This is a genomic window from Bradyrhizobium tropiciagri, assembly GCF_018130545.1.
Taxonomy (GTDB): Bacteria; Pseudomonadota; Alphaproteobacteria; order Rhizobiales; family Xanthobacteraceae; genus Bradyrhizobium; species Bradyrhizobium tropiciagri_A.
On the sequence record NZ_JAFCKF010000006.1, the window covers coordinates 291,467 to 313,809 of the forward strand.

Annotated in this window: 23 protein-coding genes; 12 read left to right on the top strand and 11 right to left on the bottom strand. The window is 65.0% G+C overall.

Annotated elements, in window-relative coordinates; translation table 11 throughout:
• The first annotated feature begins 40 nt into the window (after positions 1-40).
• Positions 41-751 carry a bifunctional nicotinamidase/pyrazinamidase gene (gene pncA, locus JQ616_RS26510; RefSeq protein WP_212019644.1) on the top strand — a complete coding sequence of 237 codons (711 nt, stop codon included), beginning with the start codon at positions 41-43 and terminating at the stop codon, positions 749-751.
• Between the two features lie 6 nt (positions 752-757).
• On the opposite strand, the gene grpE is transcribed toward pncA, so the two are convergent.
• Together grpE and hrcA are read right to left on the bottom strand one after the other, a co-directional pair.
• Positions 758-1,363 (bottom strand): nucleotide exchange factor GrpE, encoded by a 606-nt coding sequence (grpE, locus tag JQ616_RS26515; protein ID WP_212019646.1) that lies wholly within the window; start codon positions 1,361-1,363, stop codon positions 758-760.
• 164 nt (positions 1,364-1,527) lie between these two features.
• Positions 1,528-2,616, bottom strand: a complete 1,089-nt coding sequence (gene hrcA / locus JQ616_RS26520; RefSeq protein ID WP_021078184.1) for a heat-inducible transcriptional repressor HrcA — start codon at positions 2,614-2,616, stop codon at positions 1,528-1,530.
• 195 nt (positions 2,617-2,811) lie between these two features.
• Here hrcA and rph point away from each other — a divergent pair, with 195 nt between their 5' ends.
• From rph to hemW, 3 genes are read left to right on the top strand one after another with little or no spacing between them, the layout of a single operon-like run.
• On the top strand, positions 2,812-3,525 hold the full coding sequence (gene rph / locus JQ616_RS26525; RefSeq protein ID WP_106321848.1) for a ribonuclease PH: 714 nt from the start codon (positions 2,812-2,814) through the stop codon (positions 3,523-3,525).
• A gap of 11 nt (positions 3,526-3,536) precedes the next feature.
• Positions 3,537-4,172 carry an RdgB/HAM1 family non-canonical purine NTP pyrophosphatase gene (gene rdgB, locus JQ616_RS26530; protein WP_212019648.1) on the top strand — a complete coding sequence of 212 codons (636 nt, stop codon included), beginning with the start codon at positions 3,537-3,539 and terminating at the stop codon, positions 4,170-4,172.
• Entirely contained in the window at positions 4,159-5,316 is a 1,158-nt protein-coding gene (gene hemW / locus JQ616_RS26535) for a radical SAM family heme chaperone HemW (RefSeq protein WP_212019650.1), read from the top strand. Before rdgB ends, hemW begins: the two co-directional genes overlap by 14 nt.
• 90 nt (positions 5,317-5,406) lie before the next feature.
• Here the strand turns inward: hemW and JQ616_RS26540 are convergent, their stop codons facing one another.
• Complete coding sequence (locus tag JQ616_RS26540; RefSeq protein ID WP_212019652.1) at positions 5,407-6,615, bottom strand: penicillin-binding protein activator; 1,209 nt, start codon at positions 6,613-6,615, stop codon at positions 5,407-5,409.
• 219 nt (positions 6,616-6,834) lie between these two features.
• Here JQ616_RS26540 and rsmI point away from each other — a divergent pair, with 219 nt between their 5' ends.
• The 7 genes from rsmI to JQ616_RS26575 all read left to right on the top strand — a co-directional run bounded on the left by rsmI (position 6,835) and on the right by JQ616_RS26575 (position 14,988).
• The gene (rsmI, locus tag JQ616_RS26545) at positions 6,835-7,788 is read left to right on the top strand and encodes a 16S rRNA (cytidine(1402)-2'-O)-methyltransferase (RefSeq protein ID WP_212019654.1); all 954 of its coding nucleotides are present in this window, start codon (positions 6,835-6,837) and stop codon (positions 7,786-7,788) included.
• On the top strand, positions 7,775-8,188 hold the full coding sequence (locus tag JQ616_RS26550; protein WP_212019656.1) for a YraN family protein: 414 nt from the start codon (positions 7,775-7,777) through the stop codon (positions 8,186-8,188). Before rsmI ends, JQ616_RS26550 begins: the two co-directional genes overlap by 14 nt.
• 32 nt (positions 8,189-8,220) lie before the next feature.
• Positions 8,221-9,168 (top strand): glutathione synthase, encoded by a 948-nt coding sequence (gene gshB / locus JQ616_RS26555; protein ID WP_212019658.1) that lies wholly within the window; start codon positions 8,221-8,223, stop codon positions 9,166-9,168.
• Positions 9,169-9,356: 188 nt separating this feature from the next.
• The gene (locus JQ616_RS26560; RefSeq protein WP_212019660.1) at positions 9,357-10,328 is read left to right on the top strand and encodes an MBL fold metallo-hydrolase; all 972 of its coding nucleotides are present in this window, start codon (positions 9,357-9,359) and stop codon (positions 10,326-10,328) included.
• A 107-nt stretch (positions 10,329-10,435) separates the two neighbouring features.
• The gene (locus JQ616_RS26565; RefSeq protein WP_212019662.1) at positions 10,436-11,974 is read left to right on the top strand and encodes a YifB family Mg chelatase-like AAA ATPase; all 1,539 of its coding nucleotides are present in this window, start codon (positions 10,436-10,438) and stop codon (positions 11,972-11,974) included.
• A gap of 118 nt (positions 11,975-12,092) precedes the next feature.
• Positions 12,093-12,614, top strand: a complete 522-nt coding sequence (locus JQ616_RS26570; RefSeq protein WP_212019664.1) for a hypothetical protein — start codon at positions 12,093-12,095, stop codon at positions 12,612-12,614.
• Positions 12,615-12,717: 103 nt separating this feature from the next.
• On the top strand, positions 12,718-14,988 hold the full coding sequence (locus JQ616_RS26575; protein ID WP_212019666.1) for a response regulator: 2,271 nt from the start codon (positions 12,718-12,720) through the stop codon (positions 14,986-14,988).
• A gap of 73 nt (positions 14,989-15,061) precedes the next feature.
• Here the strand turns inward: JQ616_RS26575 and JQ616_RS26580 are convergent, their stop codons facing one another.
• The 8 genes from JQ616_RS26580 to hisB form a co-directional block, all read right to left on the bottom strand.
• Positions 15,062-16,759, bottom strand: coding sequence for a toll/interleukin-1 receptor domain-containing protein (locus JQ616_RS26580; RefSeq protein WP_212019667.1), 1,698 nt, complete (start codon positions 16,757-16,759; stop codon positions 15,062-15,064).
• Between the two features lie 66 nt (positions 16,760-16,825).
• Positions 16,826-17,782 (bottom strand): type I pantothenate kinase, encoded by a 957-nt coding sequence (gene coaA, locus JQ616_RS26585; RefSeq protein ID WP_212019669.1) that lies wholly within the window; start codon positions 17,780-17,782, stop codon positions 16,826-16,828.
• A gap of 16 nt (positions 17,783-17,798) precedes the next feature.
• On the bottom strand, positions 17,799-18,122 hold the full coding sequence (locus JQ616_RS26590; RefSeq protein WP_021078170.1) for a phosphoribosyl-ATP diphosphatase: 324 nt from the start codon (positions 18,120-18,122) through the stop codon (positions 17,799-17,801).
• Between the two features lie 108 nt (positions 18,123-18,230).
• A complete protein-coding gene (gene hisF, locus JQ616_RS26595) occupies positions 18,231-19,007 on the bottom strand; it encodes an imidazole glycerol phosphate synthase subunit HisF (protein ID WP_212019671.1) in 777 nt (258 codons plus the stop codon).
• 9 nt (positions 19,008-19,016) lie between these two features.
• Entirely contained in the window at positions 19,017-19,745 is a 729-nt protein-coding gene (gene hisA / locus JQ616_RS26600; RefSeq protein ID WP_212019674.1) for a 1-(5-phosphoribosyl)-5-[(5-phosphoribosylamino)methylideneamino]imidazole-4-carboxamide isomerase, read from the bottom strand.
• Positions 19,742-20,392 carry an imidazole glycerol phosphate synthase subunit HisH gene (hisH, locus tag JQ616_RS26605; RefSeq protein WP_212019676.1) on the bottom strand — a complete coding sequence of 217 codons (651 nt, stop codon included), beginning with the start codon at positions 20,390-20,392 and terminating at the stop codon, positions 19,742-19,744. The genes hisA and hisH overlap by 4 nt, the downstream gene beginning before the upstream one ends.
• Positions 20,389-20,919, bottom strand: a complete 531-nt coding sequence (locus JQ616_RS26610; protein WP_212019678.1) for a DUF2628 domain-containing protein — start codon at positions 20,917-20,919, stop codon at positions 20,389-20,391. Before JQ616_RS26610 ends, hisH begins: the two co-directional genes overlap by 4 nt.
• 87 nt (positions 20,920-21,006) lie before the next feature.
• Positions 21,007-21,600, bottom strand: a complete 594-nt coding sequence (gene hisB / locus JQ616_RS26615; protein ID WP_212019680.1) for an imidazoleglycerol-phosphate dehydratase HisB — start codon at positions 21,598-21,600, stop codon at positions 21,007-21,009.
• 184 nt (positions 21,601-21,784) lie between these two features.
• Here hisB and hslV point away from each other — a divergent pair, with 184 nt between their 5' ends.
• Entirely contained in the window at positions 21,785-22,342 is a 558-nt protein-coding gene (hslV, locus tag JQ616_RS26620) for an ATP-dependent protease subunit HslV (protein ID WP_024583062.1), read from the top strand.
• Position 22,343 lies beyond the last annotated feature (1 nt).

A 22,343-nucleotide genomic window follows, 5' to 3' on the forward strand; every position in this document is an offset into this window, starting at 1 on the left:
CCTCCTCGCGCTGTAATCACACAAAGCGAGGAGGGGCGCGATGTTGGATCGACGACGGATCGTTGCAGGCCTTGGTACGATGGCGCTTGCGACGCTGGTTCCCGAAAGTCTCTGGGCGGCGGCGATCAAGCCCGATGATGGCTCCGCGCTGCTCGTGATCGACGTCCAGAACTGCTTCCTGCCCGGCGGCAGCCTCGCGGTGAAGGATGGCGAGCAAGTGGTGCCGGTCATCAACAAGATCGCCAAGAGCTTTGCCAATGTGGTGATGACGCAGGACTGGCACACGCCCGGACACGTCTCGTTTGCCTCGGTCCATGCCGGCAAGAAGCCGTTCGAGACCATCGACCTCGCCTATGGCAAGCAGGTGCTGTGGCCCGACCATTGCGTGCAGGGCACCGACGGCGCCTCGCTGTCGAAGGAGCTCGCGATCCCGCAGGCCGAGCTGATCATCCGCAAGGGCTTTCACAAGGACGTCGACAGCTACTCCGCCTTCACCGAGGCTGACGGCAAGACCACAACCGGGCTCGCCGCCTATCTGAAGGCGCGCAACGTCGAGCGGCTCTTCGTGGCCGGGCTTGCCACCGATTTCTGCGTGGCCTGGACCGCGCTCGATGCGCGCAAGGCCGGCTTCGAAACCTACGTGGTGGAAGATGCCTGCCGCGGCATCGACACGCAGGGATCGCTCGCCAAGGCCTGGTCCGACATGGACAAGGCCGGCGTCAAGCGAATCCAGTCGTCGGATATCGCGTAGGAGAGATCAGACCGTGAAGTCGGCGCTCGGGGCGGCCTTGGCGCCGCCCTTGGAGACGCCGACCAGCGCCGGACGCAGGATGCGCTCGCCGATCATGTAGCCGGCCTGCACGACCTGCACCACGGTGCCGGACGGCACCGACGCATCAGGCACCTCGAACATCGCCTGCTGGAAGTTCGGATCGAACTTCTCGCCGATCGGATCGAACTTCTTGACGCCGTTCTTCTCCAGCGTGTTGAGCAGCGAACGCTCGGTCAGCTCGACGCCTTCGAGCAGCGCCTTCAGGCCGGGATCGGCGGCTTCCTTGGTCTCGGCCGGCACCGCATCGAGCGCGCGCTGCAGATTATCGGCGATATCGAGCACGTCGCGGGCAAAGCCGGTGATGCCATAGGTCTTGGCGTCGGCGACCTCGCGGCGGGTGCGCTGCCGGAGATTCTCCATCTCGGCCAGCGTGCGCAGCGTCCGGTCGCGCGCCTCGGCGAGTTCCTTGGTCAGCGCCTCGGCCGATCCCACTTCGGGATCGTCCGGCATGATGTAGGGCTTCGAGACCACGGGCTCACCCGTCGGCGCCGAATTCTCGGTGTTGTCATTGGCCCGGTTCGGATCGGTCATGGCGTGCCTTCTCGAAAACTCGCGTCGGTTCAAATCTTGGGGATTGCTGCCCGGGATATCGTGCTTTAGGCCGGGAAAATCAAGCGCAACATACCGGTCTTGGGAACAGGGACCTCCGGTTCGGGCGACGAAAGCCCGTCAAATGAAAGCGAAATCTGCTCCGGTCAGCCGCCCAGCATCTTGCTGACGATGCGCGCGGCATAGTCGACGGTCGGGATCACCCGCGCATAGTTCAGCCGCGTCGGTCCGATCACGCCGAGGACGCCGACGATCCGGCCCTGGGCGTCGCCATAGGGCGCGATGATGGTGGAGGAACCCGACAGCGAGAACAGCTTGTTCTCCGAGCCGATGAAGATCCGCACGCCCTCGCCGCGTTCGGCGCGGCCGAGCAGATCGATCACGCCGCGCTTGGTTTCGAGATCGTCGAACAGTGACTTGATGCGCTCGAGATCGTCCAGCGCATGCAGATCCTCCAGCAGATTGGCGTGGCCGCGCACGATCAGCTGGCGGTCCTCGCTCTCGCCGCCGGACCAGCTCGCGATGCCGGCGGCGACCACCTTTTGCGTGAGCTGGTCGAGCTCGGCGCGGTTCTGCGTTAATGCCGTCTCGAGCTCGAGCCGCGCTTCGGCCAACGTCCGGCCGCGGATCCGCGCATTGAGGAAATTGGTCGCCTCCGTCAGCGCCGAGGATGGAACACCCGGCGGCAGCGCCAGCACCCGGTTTTCGACCTGGCCGTCTTCGCCGACCAGCACGACCAGCGCCTTCTCCGGTTCCAGCCGGACGAACTCGATATGCTTCAGCCGCGCATTCGACTTCTGCGTCAGCACCACTGCCGCGGCACGGGTCAGCCCCGATAGCCGCGTCAGCGCCTCGCCAAGCGCCGCCTCGACGGATTGCGCCCGGCCGACGGCCGCGAGCTGGGTCTGGATCGATTGACGCTCGGCCTCGGTGAGGTCGCCGACCTGCATCAGGGCGTCGACAAAGAAACGCAGGCCGAGCTCGGTCGGCAGCCGGCCGGCGGAGGTGTGCGGCGCATAGATCAGGCCGAGCTGTTCGAGATCCGACATCACATTGCGGACCGAGGCCGGCGACAGCGGCAATGCGATCAGGCGCGAGATGTTGCGCGAGCCGACCGGCTCGCCCGTCGCGAGGTAGCTTTCGACGATTTGACGAAAAATGTCGCGCGAACGCTCGTTGAGCTGGGCAAGCCCGGCATGCGGCGCGATCAGGCCGATCGGATCGTGGTGAGTCACACTCCAGTCCCTCACAATTACTGCCTAATTTGTCGATCCGGGAGGCCGGTGACAAGCATGCATTCGGCCCCCTGGTACCGAACCTTACCGGGGCCGAAAACCCTCGCCAAAACCCTTTCCAAAGCCCTTGCCGCTGCCCGTTCCCGCTCCTACAAGCACGCCCAGCCATATCTCTCGGATTTTTGGAGGATTTCCATGCGGCCAAGCCGCCGTGCGCCCGATGAACTGCGTCCCGTGTCGCTGGAACGCGGCGTCGTCAAATATGCCGAGGGTTCCTGCATGGTGAAGTTCGGCGACACCCATGTGCTGGTGACCGCCACGCTGGAAGAGCGGTTGCCGCCATGGCTGAAGGGCCAGGGCCGCGGCTGGGTTACCGCCGAATACGGCATGCTGCCGCGCGCCACCTTGGAACGCACTCGCCGCGAGGCTTCTGCCGGCAAGCAGGGCGGGCGCACGGTCGAGATCCAGCGCCTGATCGGCCGCTCGCTGCGCGCCGCCGTCGATCTCGAAGCCCTTGGCGAGCGCCAGATCACGGTCGATTGCGACGTCATCCAGGCCGATGGCGGCACCCGTACCGCCTCGATCACCGGTGCCTGGGTGGCACTGGCCGACTGCATCAACTGGATGAAGACCCGCAACATGCTGAAGACCAACGTGTTGCGCGACAATGTGGCGGCGATCTCCTGCGGCATCTACCAGGGCACGCCGGTGCTCGATCTCGATTATGCCGAGGACTCCGAAGCCGACACCGACGCCAATTTCGTCATGACCGGCGACGGCCGCATCATCGAGGTGCAGGGCACCGCCGAGAAGACGCCGTTCACCCAGGACGAATTCCTGGCCCTGATGGCGCTGGCGCGCAAAGGTGTCGCGCGTCTGGTCGACTTGCAAAAGATCGCCGTGGCGTAGTCAGATTGGCCATGCATCGCCGAATCACCGGAAGGCTCGTGATCGCCACCCATAATCCCGGCAAGCTTGCCGAGATGCGGGAACTGCTGGCGCCGCATGGCGTGGAGGCGGTGTCGGCCGGCGAGCTCGGCCTCGCCGAGCCCGAGGAGACCGGCGATAGTTTTCGTGCCAATGCGGCGATCAAGGCGGTTGCGGCGGCGAAGGCGACCGGATTGCCGGCCTTCGCCGACGATTCCGGCCTCGTCGTCGACGCGCTCGACGGCGCACCCGGCATCTACTCGGCGCGCTGGGCCGGCGAAGGCAAGGACTTCATGGCGGCGATGACGCGGATCGAGCGGCTGCTGCAGGAGCGCGGTGCCACCACACCCGAGCAGCGCAAAGCGCATTTCGTCTCCGCGCTGTGCGTGGCCTGGCCGGACGATCACCTCGAGGAGGTCGAGGCCCGCGTCGATGGAACCCTGGTTTGGCCGCCTCGCGGCACCGCCGGCTTCGGCTATGATCCGGCATTCCTGCCCGACGGTTACACGCGGACCTTTGGCGAGATGACCAGCATCGAGAAGCACGGCCTGCCGCCGCTCGGACTCGCGCTGTCGCATCGCGCCCGCGCCTTCGTGAAGCTCGCGGAGATCTGCCTTGAGCCACGCTGACCGAGAAGCTTTCGGCGTCTACGCGCACTGGCCGTTCTGCCTGTCGAAATGCCCGTATTGCGATTTCAACAGTCACGTGCGCCATGCGCCGGTCGACGAGGCGCGCTTCGTCCGCGCCTTCGCCCGCGAGATCGAGACAACAGCCGCGCGGGTGCCGGGGCGCGAGGTCACCTCGATCTTTCTCGGCGGCGGCACGCCCTCGCTGATGCAGCCACAGACTGTCGGCGCCGTGCTCGATGCGATCGGCAAGCACTGGCAGGTCTCGCGCGACGTCGAGGTCACGCTCGAGGCCAATCCGACCAGCGTCGAGGCGACGCGTTTTCGCGGCTATCGCGCGGCCGGCGTCAACCGCGTCTCGCTCGGCGTGCAGGCGCTGGATGATGCGTCATTGAAGGCATTGGGCCGCCTGCACACCGCGCGCGAGGCGCTCGACGCGGTTGCGATCGCGCGCTCGGCGTTCGATCGTTACTCGTTCGATCTGATCTACGCCCGCCCCGACCAGACGCCACAGATGTGGGCCGATGAGTTGAAGCAGGCGATCTCGGAAGCGGCCGAGCACCTGTCGCTCTATCAGCTCACGATCGAGGAAGGCACACCGTTCTTCGGGCTGCATGCCGCCGGCAAATTGCAGACCCCGGACGAAGCGACCGCGCGCGCGCTCTACGACGTGACGCAGGAGGTCTGCGCCCGCGAAGGATTGCCGGCTTACGAGATTTCGAACCACGCCCGCACCGGCGCGGAGTGCAAGCACAACCTGGTCTACTGGCGAGGCGAGGAATATGCCGGCATCGGCCCAGGCGCGCACGGCCGGCTCGACATCGACGGCATCAGGCATGCGACCGCAACCGAGCGGCGTCCCGAGGCCTGGCTGCTGAATGTCGAGGAGCGCGGGCACGGCGTCGTCAGCGACGACAGCCTCAACAGCGAAGAACGCGCCGACGAATTCCTGCTGATGGGGCTGCGGCTCGCCGAGGGCATCGATCCCAAGCGCTATGCTGCACTCTCCGGCCGCCAGCTCGATCCGCACCGGATCGCCCTGCTGCGCGAGGAAGGTGCGATCGCCGTCGATGCCGACGGACGGCTGCGCGTGACGAAATCCGGATTCCCGGTGCTCGACGCGGTCGTGGCGGATCTCGCAGCCTAGCTCCACGCTGCCAAATATCGAAAACAACCCCATGCAAAGTAGCCGGCGGGTGCCGGCGCTCGACAAGGCAGCTCGACCGCCTGACGAAAATTAAGCGCCAAAACTCTTCGGCGAGCCTGCGACCGGCGTGCTGCCGCCCGACGCCACCTTCATGACGGCAAGGCCACGCTCATTGGTGCCGTCGGAGCGGAACCGAAACAGCCCGTCGATGCCGGCAAAGCCCGACGGATTGGTCAGCGTCTCCGGCGCGAAGCGCTGCGCGCCTTGCGTGCGTGCCAGCGCCGCCATCAGCGCGACGGCATCATAGGCCAGCGTTGCGGTGCGCACCGGCTCACCGCCATATTTGGTGCGGTAACGGCCGGCGAAGCTGCGGAACCCTGACGGATCGGGCGCGGCATAGAGCCCACCCTGCAAGACCGGGCTCGCGAACACCCGCGGATTGTCCCACAGCCCGGTGCCGAGCAGCTGGATGTTGCGCAGGTTGGCACCCGCTGCGGTCAGCGCATCGGCGGTCGCGACCACTGAATCGCCGTCATCGGCGATCAGCAGCGCGTCGGCCTGGCCGAGCGCCTGCGCCACGGTCCGCGCCGGCGTCGCGCGATCGGCGCCATACTTCTCGAACGCGACGACGCGGCCGTTCTTGCGGCCAACCGCCTGCTTGAACGCGGCCTCGACCACGTTGCCATAGGCGTTGTCCGGCACCATCGCAGCGAACGAGCGTTTTCCGATCCCTGAGGAATAGTCGACGATGCGATTGATGTCGGACTCCGGCAGGAAGCTCAGGAGGTAGACGCCGCGTCCGGCGACGCTCGAATCGGTCGAGAAGGCGATCACCGAGGTGCCGCGCGGCCGCGTCAGTTGCGCGACGGCGGGCACCGAGCCTGCGAACAGCGGTCCCAGAATGATCTCGGCGCCTTCGGACAGCGCCTGCTGGGCACCCTGCGACGCGCCCTGCGGGCTGCCGCCATCGTCCTTGATCAGGAGCTGGATGTTCGGGTTCTGGAATTCGGCCAGCGCCATTTCGGCGGCGTTGCGCATCGACTGCGCGGCGAGCCCGGCATTGCCGGACGCCGACAGCGGCAAAATCAATCCAATCTTGACCTGCCCGGTGCCAACCGACTGCGGCTGTTGCTGCGGGCCGGCGGGAAGGTCCTTCTGGCCCTGATCGTTAGAGAATTGGCTCAGGCTCTGCTGGATGCCGGAGCAGGCCGTCAGCAACGGCGCGCCGACGATCAGGCCGAGCGCGGTCCGCCGGGTCGTGCCCAACGGCAGGGAGTTGCGGTGATGCGGGCCTTCCATCGTCTCTCTTCTCTTGGCCGACCAGGACCGGCCAGGACTCAATCGACCTCTGATGAGGCCGGTGGATTTGGGCATATTGTCGGCGAATAGTGAACTAAAACAAAAGGATTATGGCCTCGCGGCGCCGCTGCCGCGGCCTTCATGCCTCTCCTCGGGCAGCGTTCCGCACCGCTCTTTGCGGATGTGGCGCAAGCGCTGCCATCCCTCTAGATTGGCATTATGCGCGCAAAAGCTAGTTCCCTCCACAGTTCGGATGCCACGACAGGCGCTGCGGCCAAAACGTTTGCGATCGGCGGCCAGCAGCTGGCCGCGCCCAAGGCCAGGCCCGGGCTCCATCTGGTTGCGACCCCGATCGGCAATCTCGCCGACATTACCCTGCGCGCGCTGGAGACATTGGCGGGCGTCGACGTCATCGCCTGCGAGGACACCAGAATTACGCGCCGGCTGACCGAGCGTTACGCGATCACCGCAGAGCTTGCGCTCTACCACGAGCACAATGCCGCCCAGGCGCGGCCCAAGATCCTGGAACGGCTTGCGCAGGGCGCCGCGATCGCGCTGGTGTCCGACGCCGGCACGCCGCTGATCTCAGATCCCGGCTTCAAGCTGGTGCGCGAAGTCTGCGCCGCCGGGCACGCCGTCGTCGCGGTGCCCGGGCCGTCGTCGGTGCTGACGGCGCTGTCGGTTGCGGCGCTGCCGACCGATCGGTTCTTCTTCGAGGGATTTCTGCCGGCCAAGGAGCACGCGCGTCGCGCACGGCTCACTGAGCTCGCCCGGATCGATGCGACGTTGGTGATGTTCGAATCCGGCAATCGCGTGCAGGACACGCTGCGCGATCTCGCCGCGATCATGGGCGGACGCGATGCCGCGATCTGCCGCGAGCTGACCAAGCTGCACGAGGAGGTCAAGCGCGCGCCCGTCGCAGAGCTCGCGGCAGGCGCGGATGCGCTGGAGACCCGCGGTGAATTTGTGCTCGTGATCGGACCGCCGGCCGATGACGCCGGGGTGATGGATGAGAATTCGCTCGACGACCTCCTGCGCGCGCAGCTCGGGCGCGGCAGCGTCAAGGATGCGGTCGCGCACGCGGTCGAACTGTCGGGCCGGCCGCGCCGCGAGGTCTACGCCCGTGCGCTCGAGCTTGCGAAAGCCATCGGGGACGGCGATGGCCAAGACTGATAGTGCCAAAGCTGACAGTGCCAAGACTGACAGCGCCTCGCCCGAGCGCGTCGCCGCATTCCGCACCGGCATCTCGGCCGAAAGCCGCGCCGCGGCGCTCCTGATCGCCAAGGGCTATCGCATCCTGGCCCGGCGCTTCCGCACTCCTTATGGCGAGATCGACCTGGTGGCGCGCCGGCGCAACCTCGTCGCCTTCGTCGAGGTCAAGGCCCGGGCCAGCCTCGACGAGGCCGCTTATGCGGTGACGCCGCGCCAGCAGCAGCGCATCGTCAATGCCGCCCAGGCCTGGCTGATGACGCATCCCGAGCATGCCGAATTTGATCTCAGATTCGACGCCGTACTGATTGCGCCGAAGAGCCTGCCGCGCCATCTGTTAGCGGCATTCGACGCAAGCCCATAGATTTTACCCTCAAGACCTCGCGGGACACGCCTATGAAACTGAAGATCGCCGTCCAGATGGATCCTATCGCGCGCATCAACGTCCGCGGCGATTCCACCTTTGCGCTGCTGCTCGAAGCGCAGAAGCGCGGCCACGGCATTTCCTATTACACGCCCGACAAGCTGTCGCTGCGCGGCGAGGAGCTGGTGGCGCCGGTGCAGTCGCTCACCGTGCGCGACGAGGTCGGCGATCACTTCACCTTGGGCGAGCCGAAGCGCGAGGCGCTCAACGGCTTCGACGTCGTGCTGCTGCGCCAGGATCCGCCGTTCGACCTCGCCTATATCACCTCGACCCATCTGCTCGAGCGCATCCATCCGAAGACGCTGGTCGTCAATAATCCGGCCAGCGTGCGCAATGCGCCGGAAAAAATGTTCGTGATGAATTTCCCGCAGCTGATGCCGCCGACCCTGATCTCGCGCGACCTCGACGAGATCAATGCCTTCCGCGACCAGCACGGCGCGGTTGTCATGAAACCGTTGCACGGCCATGGCGGCGCCGCCGTCTTCCGCGTGATGCCGCAGGACATGAATTTCGGCTCGCTGTTCGACATGTTCTCGGTCACCTTCAAGGAGCCCTGGGTGATCCAGCGCTTCCTTCCCGAGGTGAAGCATGGCGACAAGCGCATCATTCTGGTCGACGGCGAATTCGCCGGCGCCGTCAACCGCGTGCCGGCGGCGGACGATCTGCGCTCCAACATGGTGCGCGGCGGCGCGGCCAAGGCGACCGAGCTGTCGGATCGCGAGCGCGAAATCTGCGCCACTGTCGGGCCCGCGTTGCGCGAACTCGGCCTGATGTTCGTCGGCCTCGACGTGATCGACGGCAATCTGACCGAGATCAACGTCACCTCGCCCACCGGCATCCGCGCCATTCAGCGGCTCAACGGTCCCGATGTCGCAGCGATGATCTGGGATACCATCGAGAAGAAGCGCGCCGCGAAATAATCCTCTCTTGTGCAATGCACATATAGGTTGAACTCTGGCCAGAGTTCGACCGTGCCTGCGTTCGCCTTATTCTACTTGCCAGCTTGCGCAGGCGCGGGCAGCATCCTCTTGCCTGCGTCAGGTCAAGCGGCGGGTCAACGCGCGGGCAACAACGCGACAAACTCATAAAAATTGTGGAGGAAGACGTTATGACGCTCAATGTCTCACGACGATCCTTGCTCGCGCTCGGTGCCGGTCTCGGCGCCAGCACACTGCTCGGTAGCACCGCACAAGCGCGCGCGCCGAAACTCGGCACACAGACTCCCTATTGGCACCGCTTCGAGCTCGGCGATGCCGAAGTGACCGTCGTCTCCGACGGGCCGCTTCCGCTCGGCGATCCCTCCGGCACCTTCACCGGCGTGCCGAAGGAAGAGGTGAAGAAGATGCTCTCCGACAATTTCCTCTCGCCCGACAATGTCGTGCTCGAGCAGAATTCACCGATCGTCAACATGGGCGACAGACTGATCCTGTTCGATACCGGCATGGGCACCTCGAAGGCGTTCGGTCCGACCACCGGTCGGCAGCAGAAGAGCATGAAGGAAGCCGGCATCAAGCCGGAGGACATCGACGCCGTCGTGCTGTCGCACGCGCATATCGATCATATCGGCGGCATCGTCGATGCCGACAACAAGCCGCTGTTCCCGAATGCGCAGTACTACATCGCGCAGAGCGATCTCGATTTCTGGACCGACGAAGGCAAGATGGGCAGTCCGTTGAAGGACTTTATCGTGCATGCCCGCAAGAACCTGCTGCCGGTGCGCGATCGCATCGTGTTCTTCAAGGACGGCCAGGAATTCCTGCCCGGCGTGCAGGCGATCGCAGCGCCCGGCCACACCGTGGGTCACTCCATCTTCATGGTGAGCTCGGGCGGCAAGTCCTTCGCCTTCCTCGGCGACCTCTCGCATCACGCGGTGCTGCTGCTGGAGCGGCCGCGGATGGAGTTCTCCTACGACACTGATCCGAAGCAGGCGGCGGCGTCGCGGGTCAAGCTGCTGGAGATGCTGGCCGCCAACAAGACGCCGGTGATGTCCTATCACTTCGCGTGGCCGGGCTATGGCCACGTCGCCAAGGCCGGCGAGGGCTTCCACTATTATCCCGAGCCGATGCAAATGACGCTGTAACCAGCTGATCATCCGGGGACGGCGCGCGTCGCCCCCGGATGTTCTCTTAATGTTCTTGCGCCGGACAGCCCGCTCCGCTACCTTGGGTGGCGAAAGACAGGGGCAGCATGGTCCAGCGGGTTTCCACCGTCGCATTCGAGGGGATTGAGGCCCGCGCGGTCGACGTGCAGGTCCAGGTCGCGCCGGGCCTCCCGGCATTCGCGATCGTCGGCCTGCCCGACAAGGCGGTGTCGGAGGCCCGCGAGCGGGTGCGCTCGGCGCTGATCGCCTCTGGCCTGGCACTTCCCGCCCGCCGCATCACCGTCAACCTCGCGCCGGCCGACCTGCCCAAGGAGGGCAGCCATTACGACCTGCCGATCGCGCTCGGCCTGATGGCGGCGATCGGAGCGATCCCGCCGGATGCGCTCAGCGGCTTCACGGTGCTCGGCGAACTCGGGCTCGACGGCTCGATCGCGCCGGTGGCGGGTGTGCTGCCGGCGGCGATCGGCGCCAATTCGCGCGACGAGGGATTGATCTGCCCGGCCGCCTGCGGCTCAGAAGCCGCCTGGGCGAGCCCGGACATCCAGATCATCGCGGCTCAGTCGCTGATCCAGATCGCCAATCACTTCAAGGGCACGCAGGTGCTGTCGCGGCCGCAGCCCAAAGTGCATGAGCGCGAGGAAGCGCTGCTCGACCTGCGCGACATCAAGGGCCAGGAAAGCGCCAAGCGCGCGCTCGAGATCGCGGCTGCCGGCGGACACCATCTGCTGATGATCGGCTCACCCGGCGCCGGCAAGTCGATGCTGGCGGCGCGGCTGCCGTCGATCCTGCCGCCGCTGTCGCCATCGGAACTGCTCGAAGTCTCGATGATCGCCTCCGTCGCCGGCGAGATCCGCGACGGCGCACTGACCGCGCGGCGTCCGTTCCGCAGCCCGCATCATTCCGCCAGCATGGCCGCGCTGACCGGCGGCGGGATGCGCGCCAAGCCCGGCGAGATCTCGCTGGCGCATCAGGGCGTACTGTTCCTCGACGAATTGCCGGAGTTCGATCCGCGCGTGCTGGATTCGCTGCGCCAGCCGCTTGAGAACGGCGAGGTCTCGGTGAGCAGGGCCAATCATCGCGTCACCTATCCGGCACGCTTCATGCTGGTCGCTGCGATGAACCCGTGCCGCTGCGGCCACGCCTATGAACCCGGCTATTCCTGCAAGCGCGGCCGGCTCGACCGCTGCACCGCCGACTACCAGATGCGGATCTCCGGCCCGCTGATGGATCGCATTGATCTCAGGATCGAGGTGCCGGCCGTGACTGCGGCAGATCTGATCCTGCCGCCGCCGGCGGAAGGCTCGGCCGAGGTCGCCGCACGCGTCGCGGCCGCACGCGACATCCAGCTTGCGCGTTACGCGGCGGCCGGCATGCCGCATGTCCGCACCAATGCGGAAGCGCCGAGCTCGCTGCTCGAGACCATCGCGCAGCCCGACGCACATGGGCAAAAGCTGCTCCGCGAGGCCGCCGACACCATGCACCTCACCGCCCGCGGCTATCACCGCGTGCTGCGGGTGGCGCGCACGCTCGCCGATCTCGACGGCACTGATACGATCGGCCGGCTGCACCTCGCCGAGGCGCTATCCTATCGTGCATTGGCCGACGACCTGCGTCGCGCGGCGTGAGTTCTCGTGTTTTGCAACCGCGGCCCACCGCGTCAACGTCACAGTAACCACTCTCATTTACGCTCCGCAAACCATAAGCACCGCGATCCGCGGGTGCTTGGGTCGAGCGAGTTGTGTCATGTTGCGTATGAAGGTTTTGGCCTCGGTGGTCCCCCTTGCCGTGGCCGCGGTATTTGCCCGCGCTGAATTCCTGCCGGGTCCCCGGCCCTGCATCGACGTCGGCGGCGCCACGATGCAGATCGCAGCAGTCCCCTGGCAGGCCCAGCTTCACGTCAGCTTCACCGACGACCCCAGCCTTGCCACCGTCCGGGTCGGGATCGCCGACAGCGCGGACGCCGCCGACTTCACCGTGATCGACGACATCGACGATGCCGAAGCCGGGGCGTGCGAGAGCAACGGCACGCCGCAGCTGATCGGGATCTCGGACGACCCGTCGGCAAACAGTCCCGTGATCTATCTGTCCCGTGACGATGGGCCGTCCGATTACCGCGTCTTCGTGCAGTCCAGGACGTTTTCGGCGCGCGATGCCGCGGCGCTGATCGTCAGCGCCCGCGGCGGACATCGCCGCCTCGAAGCGGCATCGATCGAAACCGACACCCGCTTGCACCGCCGGGTCATCGCGGAGTTAACCTCGCGCTAACCCTGTTCCGAGGGCAACGCGAAACGGCCATCAAGCTCAAGCACTTTTCAAGGTGGCCGACGCATCGTCATTGCCAGACCAAGCCATTTCAGGGCCACCATTGATGGGGCGTTTCTTCCGGATCAAGTTACGCTTTCGCCGCTTCCTGCGCCGCCATTCCTGGGTCGCGACGATCATCCGCTCCTTCACGATCTTCTCGGTCGCGTTCGGCGGCGCGTTCGGGTTCATCTCGGGCGCCCTCTCGCCGCACAGCGGCTACGATCCCAATTCATTCGCGATCGGGGTCAGCTTCCTGTTCGCGCTGGCCTGTCTCTGGATCGTGACGCTCGGCATCCGCCTGCGGCTGATGCGCAAGAGGCTGCGCACCGTCGCCATGCACAATGAGGCGATGGCCGACCGCAACTGGGAACTGCAAGAGGCCGAACAGCGGGCCGGCAAGCTGTTCGAGGCGCAGGGCGATTTGATCGTGCTGCACGACCTCGAAGGACGGATCACCTACGCCAACGACGCCTATTGCGAACTGGCCCAGGTCTCGCGCGACAATCTGATCGACAGCACCGCCACGCTGACAGTGCTGGAGCAGAGCGAGACCGCGCTCGAGCCCAGCGGGACCCGTGTCTACGACCAGAAGGTCGAGGGACCGCTCGGGCCGCGCTGGATCGCCTGGCGCGAGGGGCTCGTACGCAACGATGCCGGCGCGCCGGCCGAGATGCAGAGCGTCGGCCGCGACGTCACCGACCGCACCGAGAGCGAACGCGCGCTGGCCGAAGCCCGCGATCAGGCCGACGCCGCCAACCGCGCTAAGTCGCGCTTCCTGGCGATGGCGAGCCACGAGATCCGCACGCCGCTGAACGGCATCATCGGCATGAGCGGACTGCTGATGGACACCCAGCTGACGCCGGAGCAGACGACCTACGTCAAGGCGGTCAAGACGTCGGGCGATGCGCTGCTCGCGCTGATCGAGGAGCTGCTCGACTATTCCAAGATCGAGGCCGGCAAGATCGATCTCGAACACCGCCCATTCGCGCTGTCCGGCCTGATCGAGGACATCACCGAACTGCTGGCGCCGCGGGCGCAGGCCAAGGGCATCGAGATCGCCGCCTATGTCGACGAGCGGCTGCCGATGCAGGTGACCGGCGACGCGGCGCGGCTGCGCCAGGTGCTGCTCAATCTCGCCGGCAATGCCATCAAGTTCACCGCGAGCGGCGGCGTGGCGCTGATCGTCGAGCCCGGCATCTGGCCGAACGAGATCAGTTTTCTGGTCCGCGACACCGGCATCGGCATCGCGCCGGAAGCGCAGCAGCGCATCTTCCGGGAGTTCGAGCAGGCCGACGACCGCATCGCGCGCAGCTATGGCGGCACCGGTCTCGGGCTTTCCATCAGCGACCGCATCGTCAAGCGCATGGGCGGCCGCATCACGCTGGCGAGCACGCCGGGCGCAGGCTCGACCTTCGAAGTCTCGATCCCGCTGACCGCCGCCGACACCGGCGAGGCCAACAGCTTCGCCGCACCCGACCTCGCCGGCCAGTCGATCATGCTGGTGGCGCCGCAGAGCATCGAGGTCTCGCTGATCTCGCGGCGGCTGCAGCGCTGGGGCGCACAGACCTGCATCGTATCGGATGCCGATGTCGCCGCGGCGTTGCTGCCGGAGCGGAGCTGGCACGCGGCCCTGATCGACCACACGCTCGGCACGGCGGCGATGGAGGCGTTCGCCAACGCCGCCCGCATCCATGCGACCCACCGGATCGTGATGTTCACGCCGGCGACGCGGCAGGAGCTGTCGGCCGCCGAGACCGCGATGTTCACCGGCTATCTGGTCAAGCCGTTGCGCGCAGCCTCGCTCGCCGCACGCCTGACCGCGCAACCCGAGATCGCCGCGCCGAGCCTTGCGATGCCGACACCGGGCCTCGCGATCGAGGCGGCCGCCGAATCCGTGCCCTCAGCGCCAGCGGCCGCGCCGCCGGACAGGGGGCTCTCGATCCTGGTCGCCGAGGACAATGAGATCAACGCACTGCTCATGCGTTCACTGCTCACCCGGCTTGGCCACAACGTGGTCATCACCACCAATGGCGAGCAGGCGATGGAATCCTGGCTCTCGGCAACCTCGGCCGGCACGCCCTATGATCTCGTGCTGATGGACATCCAGATGCCGCGCCTCAACGGCATCGAGACCACCAAGCAGATCCGCGCGCATGAGGCCGGGCAGTCCATCCGCCGAACCCCGATCCTGGCGCTGACCGCCAATACGCTAGTGGAGGACCGCTATGCCTGCTTCGAAGCCGGCATGGACGGCTTCCTGATCAAACCGCTCGACCGCGAGAAGCTGGAAGAAGCGCTCGCAGGCCTTGCCGCCGCGCGGCATATCGCGGCGTAGGCCAGCTCTCCAAAACAGCAAGGCTGGACGTCGATCATATTGTGTGCGGACGACCGCGCCGCGGTCCGCCGCTCTAATCATCTTTCTCGACACCGTCGAAACGCGTGATGGACGGATCGAATGCGTATCCCAGCGCCAGCATCAGCAAGATGATCGGGATCGAGAGACCCACGGAGAATTGCCAGGTATCGCTGATGCCCGCGAGCTGCACCCTGTACTTATAGATGAGAAGCGCGCCAAGCAGTGCGACCGTGACGGCAAGGGCGCCGAGCAGGGCGAGTGCCCACCGCTTGTACTTGACGACAAGACCGAGCGACAAAAAGCTGTAACAAATCAGCAAGCTCACGGCCAAAACCATGTCGACGAAGTAGAGCTTTGGATCCACGCTGTGGCAAGCTGGAGAGTCTGTGCAGGAATAGAGATATTTGAAGTAGTCCGTGTTGATGCGAAACGGCACCCATATCATCATCGTGATGAACGTATAGGTCAGATAGATGTAAGCGCGCTCACTCGGGAGGCGCAGGATGGAAAAATCATCCGGACGTCGAATCTGCACCATGACGTAGAAGATCGACATCACCACCCCGGTCCCCAGTAACCAAATAAGGACCGAGAACGAAATCACGTAAGGATAGAAGACCATTGAGTGCGGAGCGCCGCCATCCCTCAGCATGCTGTTGAACGAATGCGCGATGGCAGGACGCCTCGCAAGATATTCTGAAGACGCGGACGCTGAGTACAGCGGCACGGTCAGATAGTAGAATACGTTCGGCCAACAACTGTCCTTCATCCAGAACTGGTCGCCGAAATCCTGGGTGAAGGCCGCGTCCGGGGCTGCATTGTAGTGTGACAGCGGCTGAAACCGTGTCGCCGATGACGCGCGCGGACAGTCCGGCAATGCCGGATGAATCGACCACGGTGTTTCTTGCCCTCCCAGTTCGATCGCGATCGCGAGGCCGGCCAGAATCGTGCCGAAGATCAACGGCGTGAGGTAAACAATCTTGTCATGAAAGCGCGACGTGCTGGTCACGCTTTCGATGATCGACAGGATTGGAGGACGAAGTGCGAACAGCGCCAAGGGCAAGAAGAAGATCGGCCAGATAAAGAACCCGCTCCAGATGGCGGCCATTGCACCCCATGATTTGGGGCCGAACTCCAAAAATCCGACGATGTGCGGCTGGATCGCGCAAAAATACCAGGCAAGGCAAGCTACGATGAGGTAGGCACGGAACCACCATGAAGCACGCTGGCGCCGCCAGGTGATCTTGCCTGCGATACGCGCCATGGGCCCCACGATCTTCTGTTCGAAGTCCGCCGATTTCGTCGACTGTGCATTTCGATCGTGAAATGGCCGGATCGATTCTGGCAGGTCCGACTCGTTCGGCATGCTCGCGCCGTCGACGAGCAGCGGCACAATCTCCTTTTCTCGATCGAGAGCAATTTTGATCTCGTCCAGCAGAATGTCATATTCGCCGGACTTCTCTTTCTCCCGCAGGATGTCGAGCCAGCGGTTGCCTACAACGGCGACCACCAGGTCCGCGTCCGACACCGCATCGTAGATCTTGGTCTTGTAGTCCTCGGAAATTTCAATGTTGCCGGTATCGAGGAATACTTCGTTGAACCCAGCCTTGCGGAGGGCACCCTGCAGCCCGATTACCAAAGAATTGTCTGCTTCGCCGTTTTTAAACGATACGTATGCATCGCGACGGCGATAGGAAATGAATGCCTTTAAAATTTGCCCCATGGCAGAGCCCTGCCTCAAATAGGGCAATCGTAGCATCAACCTTAAGTAGATGCACCTTCAAATTGTCCTGTCGAGGGCGTCAGGCAGCCGAGATTACAGCCGCCGCAACGCGACCGACTGCACCACGTGGTCGGCGCCCTTCTTCAAGACCAGCGTCGCCCGCGGGCGGGTCGGCAGGATGTTGTCCTCGAGATTGGCGAGGTTGGTGCGCTCCCAGATCGCGATCGCGGTCGCGGTTGCTTCCTCGTCCGACAGTGGCGCGTAGCGGTGGAAGTAGGACCGGGGATCGGTGAATGCGGTGTCGCGCAGCGCCAGGAAGCGCTTGATATACCACTGCCGCAGCGCGGACTCGTCGGCGTCGATATAGACCGAGAAATCGAAGAAGTCGGAGACGAACGGCACCGCCTTGCCGTCGCGCGGCAGCCGCCCGGTCTGCAGCACGTTGACGCCTTCGACGATCAGGATGTCCGGCTGGTCGATCTCGACCCATTTGTTCGGCACGATGTCATAGGTCAGATGCGAATAGACCGGCGCGCGCACGCGCCGCCGTCCCGCCTTGATGTCGCTGAGGAACGACAGCAGCGTCGGCAGGTCGTAGCTTTCGGGAAAGCCCTTCTTCTGCATGATGCCCTGCCGCTCGAGCACGGCATTGGGAAACAGGAAACCGTCGGTCGTGATCAAATCGACCTTCGGCCGCGGCGACCAGCGCGCCAGCAGTGCCTGCAGCACGCGGGCCGTGGTCGACTTGCCGACCGCGACCGAACCCGCGACGCCGACGATATAGGGCATCTTGCGATCGCGGATGTTGAGGAACTGGCGCTGCGAATAATACAGCCGCTGGGTCGCATCGACATAGATCGAGAGCAACCGCGACAGCGGCAAATAGATGTCCTCGACCTCTTGCAAATCGAGGCGGTCGTGCATCGAACGCAGGCGATCGAATTCGCCCGGCTCCAGCGTCATCGGCGTATCGTCGCGCAGATGCGACCATTGCTGACGCGTGAAGGTGCGGTAGGGGTTGTATTGCTGATCTGGTGCCCGGATGTCCATGAGGCCCTCCCCGTGATCAATCGCGCTTGCGCGACGCCTTCTCTTCCAGTCCCGACATCGCGGTGCGCTTCTCCAGCGCGGCCTCGACATCCTCCAGCTTCACGCCGCGTGATTTCAACAGAACCAGCAGGTGAAACACGAGATCGGCACTTTCCGCGATGAGATGATCGCGGTCATTCTCGACTGCAGCGATCACGGTCTCGACCGCTTCCTCGCCCAATTTCTTGGCGCAGTGCTCGGCGCCCTTGTCGAGCAGCTTGCGGGTATAGGACGCCTCGCCGCCCGATGCAGCGCGGGCGTCGATGGTGGCGGCCAAATCGTGGACCGTGAAACGCGACATCAACTCAACTCAAGCATGCGCAGCAGCACCGGACGGTGCCATCCCTAAGTTGGGGCTTAGCATTTTTGTGACAAGGAGTCCCAGACCACTCTGTTTCCAGACCGTGCCCTAGGGATCGAGGCGCATCGGCAGGCCGGCGCGCACCATGTGATCCTTGGCCTGGCGGATGGTAAATTCCCCGAAGTGGAAGATCGACGCGGCCAGCACGCCGGTGGCGTGACCCTCACGGACGCCGTCGACCAGATGATCGAGATTGCCGACGCCGCCGGACGCGATGACCGGTACGGGGACACTGTCCGCGATCGCCCGGGTCAGCGGCAGGTCAAAACCTTGCCTCGTGCCGTCCCGGTCCATCGAGGTCAGCAGGATTTCGCCGGCGCCGAGCGCGACGACCTCCTGGGCATATTCGATCGCATCGATCCCGGTGGCATTACGCCCACCATGGGTGAAGATCTCCCAGCGGTCCGAGCCACCGGCACGCTTGACCCGCTTGGCATCGATCGCGACCACGATGCACTGCTCGCCGTACTTCTCGGCAGCTTCCTTGACGAATTCGCGCCGGCTGACCGCCGCCGAATTGATCGAGACCTTGTCGGCGCCGGAGCGCAGCAGGGTCTTGATGTCGTCGACGGTGCGGACGCCGCCACCGACGGTAAGTGGCATGAAGCAGGCCTCCGCCGTCCGCCGCACCACGTCCAGCATGATGCCGCGGTTTTCATGAGTGGCGGTGATGTCGAGGAAGGTCAGCTCGTCGGCTCCGGCGGCGTCATAGGCAACCGCGGCCTCGACCGGGTCGCCGGCGTCGCGCAGATCGACGAAGTTGACGCCCTTGACCACGCGCCCGTCCTTGACGTCGAGACAGGGGATCACCCGAACCTTGAACATGTGTCCCTCCTACGCCGCGCGGATCAGCTTGAGCGCGGCGGCCGGATCGAGCCGCCCGTCATAGAGCGCACGGCCGACGATCGCACCGGCGAGTTTTTTGGCACGAGGCTCCAGCAGCGCCTTGACGTCGTCGATCGAGGCAAAGCCGCCGGAAGCGATCACCGGAATCGAGATGCGATCGGCGAGGCCGATCGTGGCGTCGAGGTTGAGGCCCTTGAGCAGGCCGTCACGGGCGATGTCGGTGAAGATGATCGCGGCAACGCCGGCGTCCTCGAAGCGCTGCGCGATCTCGAGCGCAGTCACATGCGAGGTCTCGGCCCAACCCTCGACCGCGACCTTGCCATCGCGCGCATCGAGGCCCACGGCGACGCGGCCGGGGAATTTTTTCGCCGCGCCCTTCACGAGCTCGGGATCGCGCACCGCCGCGGTGCCGATGATGACGCGGGTAATGCCCTTGTCGAGCCAGGCCTCGATGGTCTTGAGGTCGCGAATGCCGCCGCCGAGCTGCACCGGCATGGTGACGGCCTTCAGCATCGCCTCCACCGCGTGGGCATTCATCGGCTTGCCGGCGAAGGCGCCGTCGAGATCGACGACGTGGAGATATTCGAAGCCCTGCGCGGCGAAGCTTGCCGCCTGCGCCGCCGGATCGAGATTGAACACGGTGGCGCGCGCCATGTCGCCCTGCTCCAGGCGCACGCAATGGCCGTTCTTCAGATCAACCGCTGGAAAAAGGATCACGGCTTCCACTTCAAGAAATTGGAGATCAAAGCGAGGCCGAAGCGCTGGCTTTTCTCGGGGTGAAACTGGGTGCCGATCGCAGTGTCCTTGCCGACGATCGCGGTCACCGGCCCGCCATAGTCGGCACGCGCCAGCACGTCCGCCTCGTTGGCGGCGTTGAGGTGATAGGAGTGCACGAAATAGGCGTGGCGCCCCTTCGGCCCGAGCGGCAGCCGCTCCAGCACCGGATGCTCGCGCACCATGTCGAGCGTATTCCAGCCCATATGCGGGACCTTCAGGTTCTCGTCGCGCGGCTCGATCTTCACGACGTCGCCGCCGATCCAGTCGAAGCCCTCGGTGATGACGTGCTCCTTGCCGCGCGTCGCCATCAGCTGCATGCCGACGCAGATGCCGAAGAACGGCCGCGCCTTGACCCGCACCGCCTCGGTGAGCGCTTCCAGCATGCCGTCGACCGCGTCGACGCCGCGGCGGCAATCGGCGAACGCGCCGACACCGGGCAGCACGATCCGATCGGCGCGATACACCGCGTCGGGATCGCGCGTCACCTTGATGGCCTGCGGATCCTCCATGCTGCGCGCGGCGCGCTCGAAGGCCTTGGCTGCCGAATGCAGATTGCCGGAGCCATAATCGATGATTGCAACGGTCATCGCGATCCTCCTGGCTCTGGAAACAATCCGATGATGCCGCCTTGCGGCATCGGTGGGGGCTTTGAGAATGATTGACCGGGAACGTCCCGGGTCGGCGGCGGGCCGCCGCGATCGACCGAGCGCTGGTCATTGACGACACCGCGATGCCGCGCGGTCCAGCGCTCGAAGAAGCGCCGCTCGGCGGCATCCGCATTGTCAGCGACCACGATGTCGAGCTGGCGCCATTTGCGCCGCGACAGCGTCCAGCGTTGCAGCGTCGCGGCCTCGAGCCCGAGCAGCACCATCAGCACCAGGTCGACGAGGAAGATCGCGCCGCGGCCGATGCCAAGCTTGGTCAGCGCATAGTCGATCACGAAGGTGACGACGAGCCAGCCGATCAGCGCCAGCCAGAGCCTGTTCCAGGCCAGCCACACCACGCCGGCAACCGCGGCCCAGAACCGGAAACCATCGCGCACGAAGACGAACTTGTCGGTCGCCGCGAGATCGGCGCCGTTGGCCACGGGGGCATGCACTGTATAGACCGGCATCGAACGCTCCGCCGACGATGGATTCTTAACTGCAGCATGATCTCCGGGAAGACCGGTTACCACCGTTTCCGGATCATGCTTCCGGGATCAGCCGCCGAGCTGACCCTTGGTCGAGGGCACCTCGCCCTGGGCACGCGGATCGATCGCAACCGCAGTCCGGAGCGCCCTCGCCAAACCCTTGAAGCAGGATTCGGAGATATGATGGCTGTTCTCGCCATATAGGGTCTCGACGTGGAGAGTCACGCCGGCGTTCATCGCGAAGGCGTGGAACCATTCGCGCACCAACTCGGTGTCGAACTCGCCGATCTTGTCGCGCGGGAAATCGACCTTGAACACCAGCACCGGGCGGCCGGAAATATCGATCACGACGCGCGACAGCGTCTCGTCCATCGGCATGTGGATCGAGGCATAACGGGTGATGCCGGCCATGTTGCCGAGCGCCTGCTTCACGGCCTGCCCGAGCGCGATTCCGACGTCTTCGGTGGTGTGGTGGTAATCGACATGGAGATCGCCATCCGCCTTCACCGTGATGTCGATGCGCGAATGCCGGGCCAGGAGGTCGAGCATATGATCGAAGAAGCCGATCCCGGTCGAAACCGTGGATACGCCTGCTCCGTCGAGGTTGACCGTCACCTCGATGTCGGTCTCCTTGGTCTTGCGCTTGATGGTTGCCGTGCGCATGAAGATTAAGCTTTCCCGTGCCGAAAACGCCGGTCTTTTAACAGGCTGATGTCACCTTCGCTACTGCGGGATGACCTCGAAATGACCCAACTTCTGGCCATGGTGACCGGAAATCATTGCTAAATCGGTCCCGATTGTAACCCCCTGCCCGACCACCTAAATCTGCCCCGGAGAGAGGTAACCTATGCAAGCATCCCAAAATGAGCTGCCGGTCTGGCATGGCACCACGATCTGCACGGTCCGCAAGGGCGGCAAGGTGGTGATCGGCGGCGACGGGCAGGTCTCGATCGGCCAGACCGTGATCAAGGCCAATGCCAAGAAGGTCCGCCGGATCGGCAAGGGTGACGTGATCGGCGGCTTTGCCGGCGCCACCGCCGACGCTTTCACCCTGTTCGAGCGGCTGGAAAGCAAGCTCGAGCAATATCCGGGGCAGCTGACCCGGGCGGCCGTCGAGCTCGCCAAGGACTGGCGGACCGACCGCTATCTGCGCCGGCTGGAAGCCATGATGATCGTGGCCGACAAGGACGTCTCCCTGGTGCTGACCGGCACCGGCGATGTGCTGGAGCCCGAATCCGGCGTCATGGCGATCGGTTCCGGCGGCAATTACGCCCTCGCCGCGGCCCGCGCGCTGGTCGATACCGACAAGGACGCCGAGACCATCGTCCGCCGCGCGCTGGATATCGCCGCAGATATCTGCGTCTACACCAACCGGAACGTGACGATCGAGACGATCGGCGGCTGAG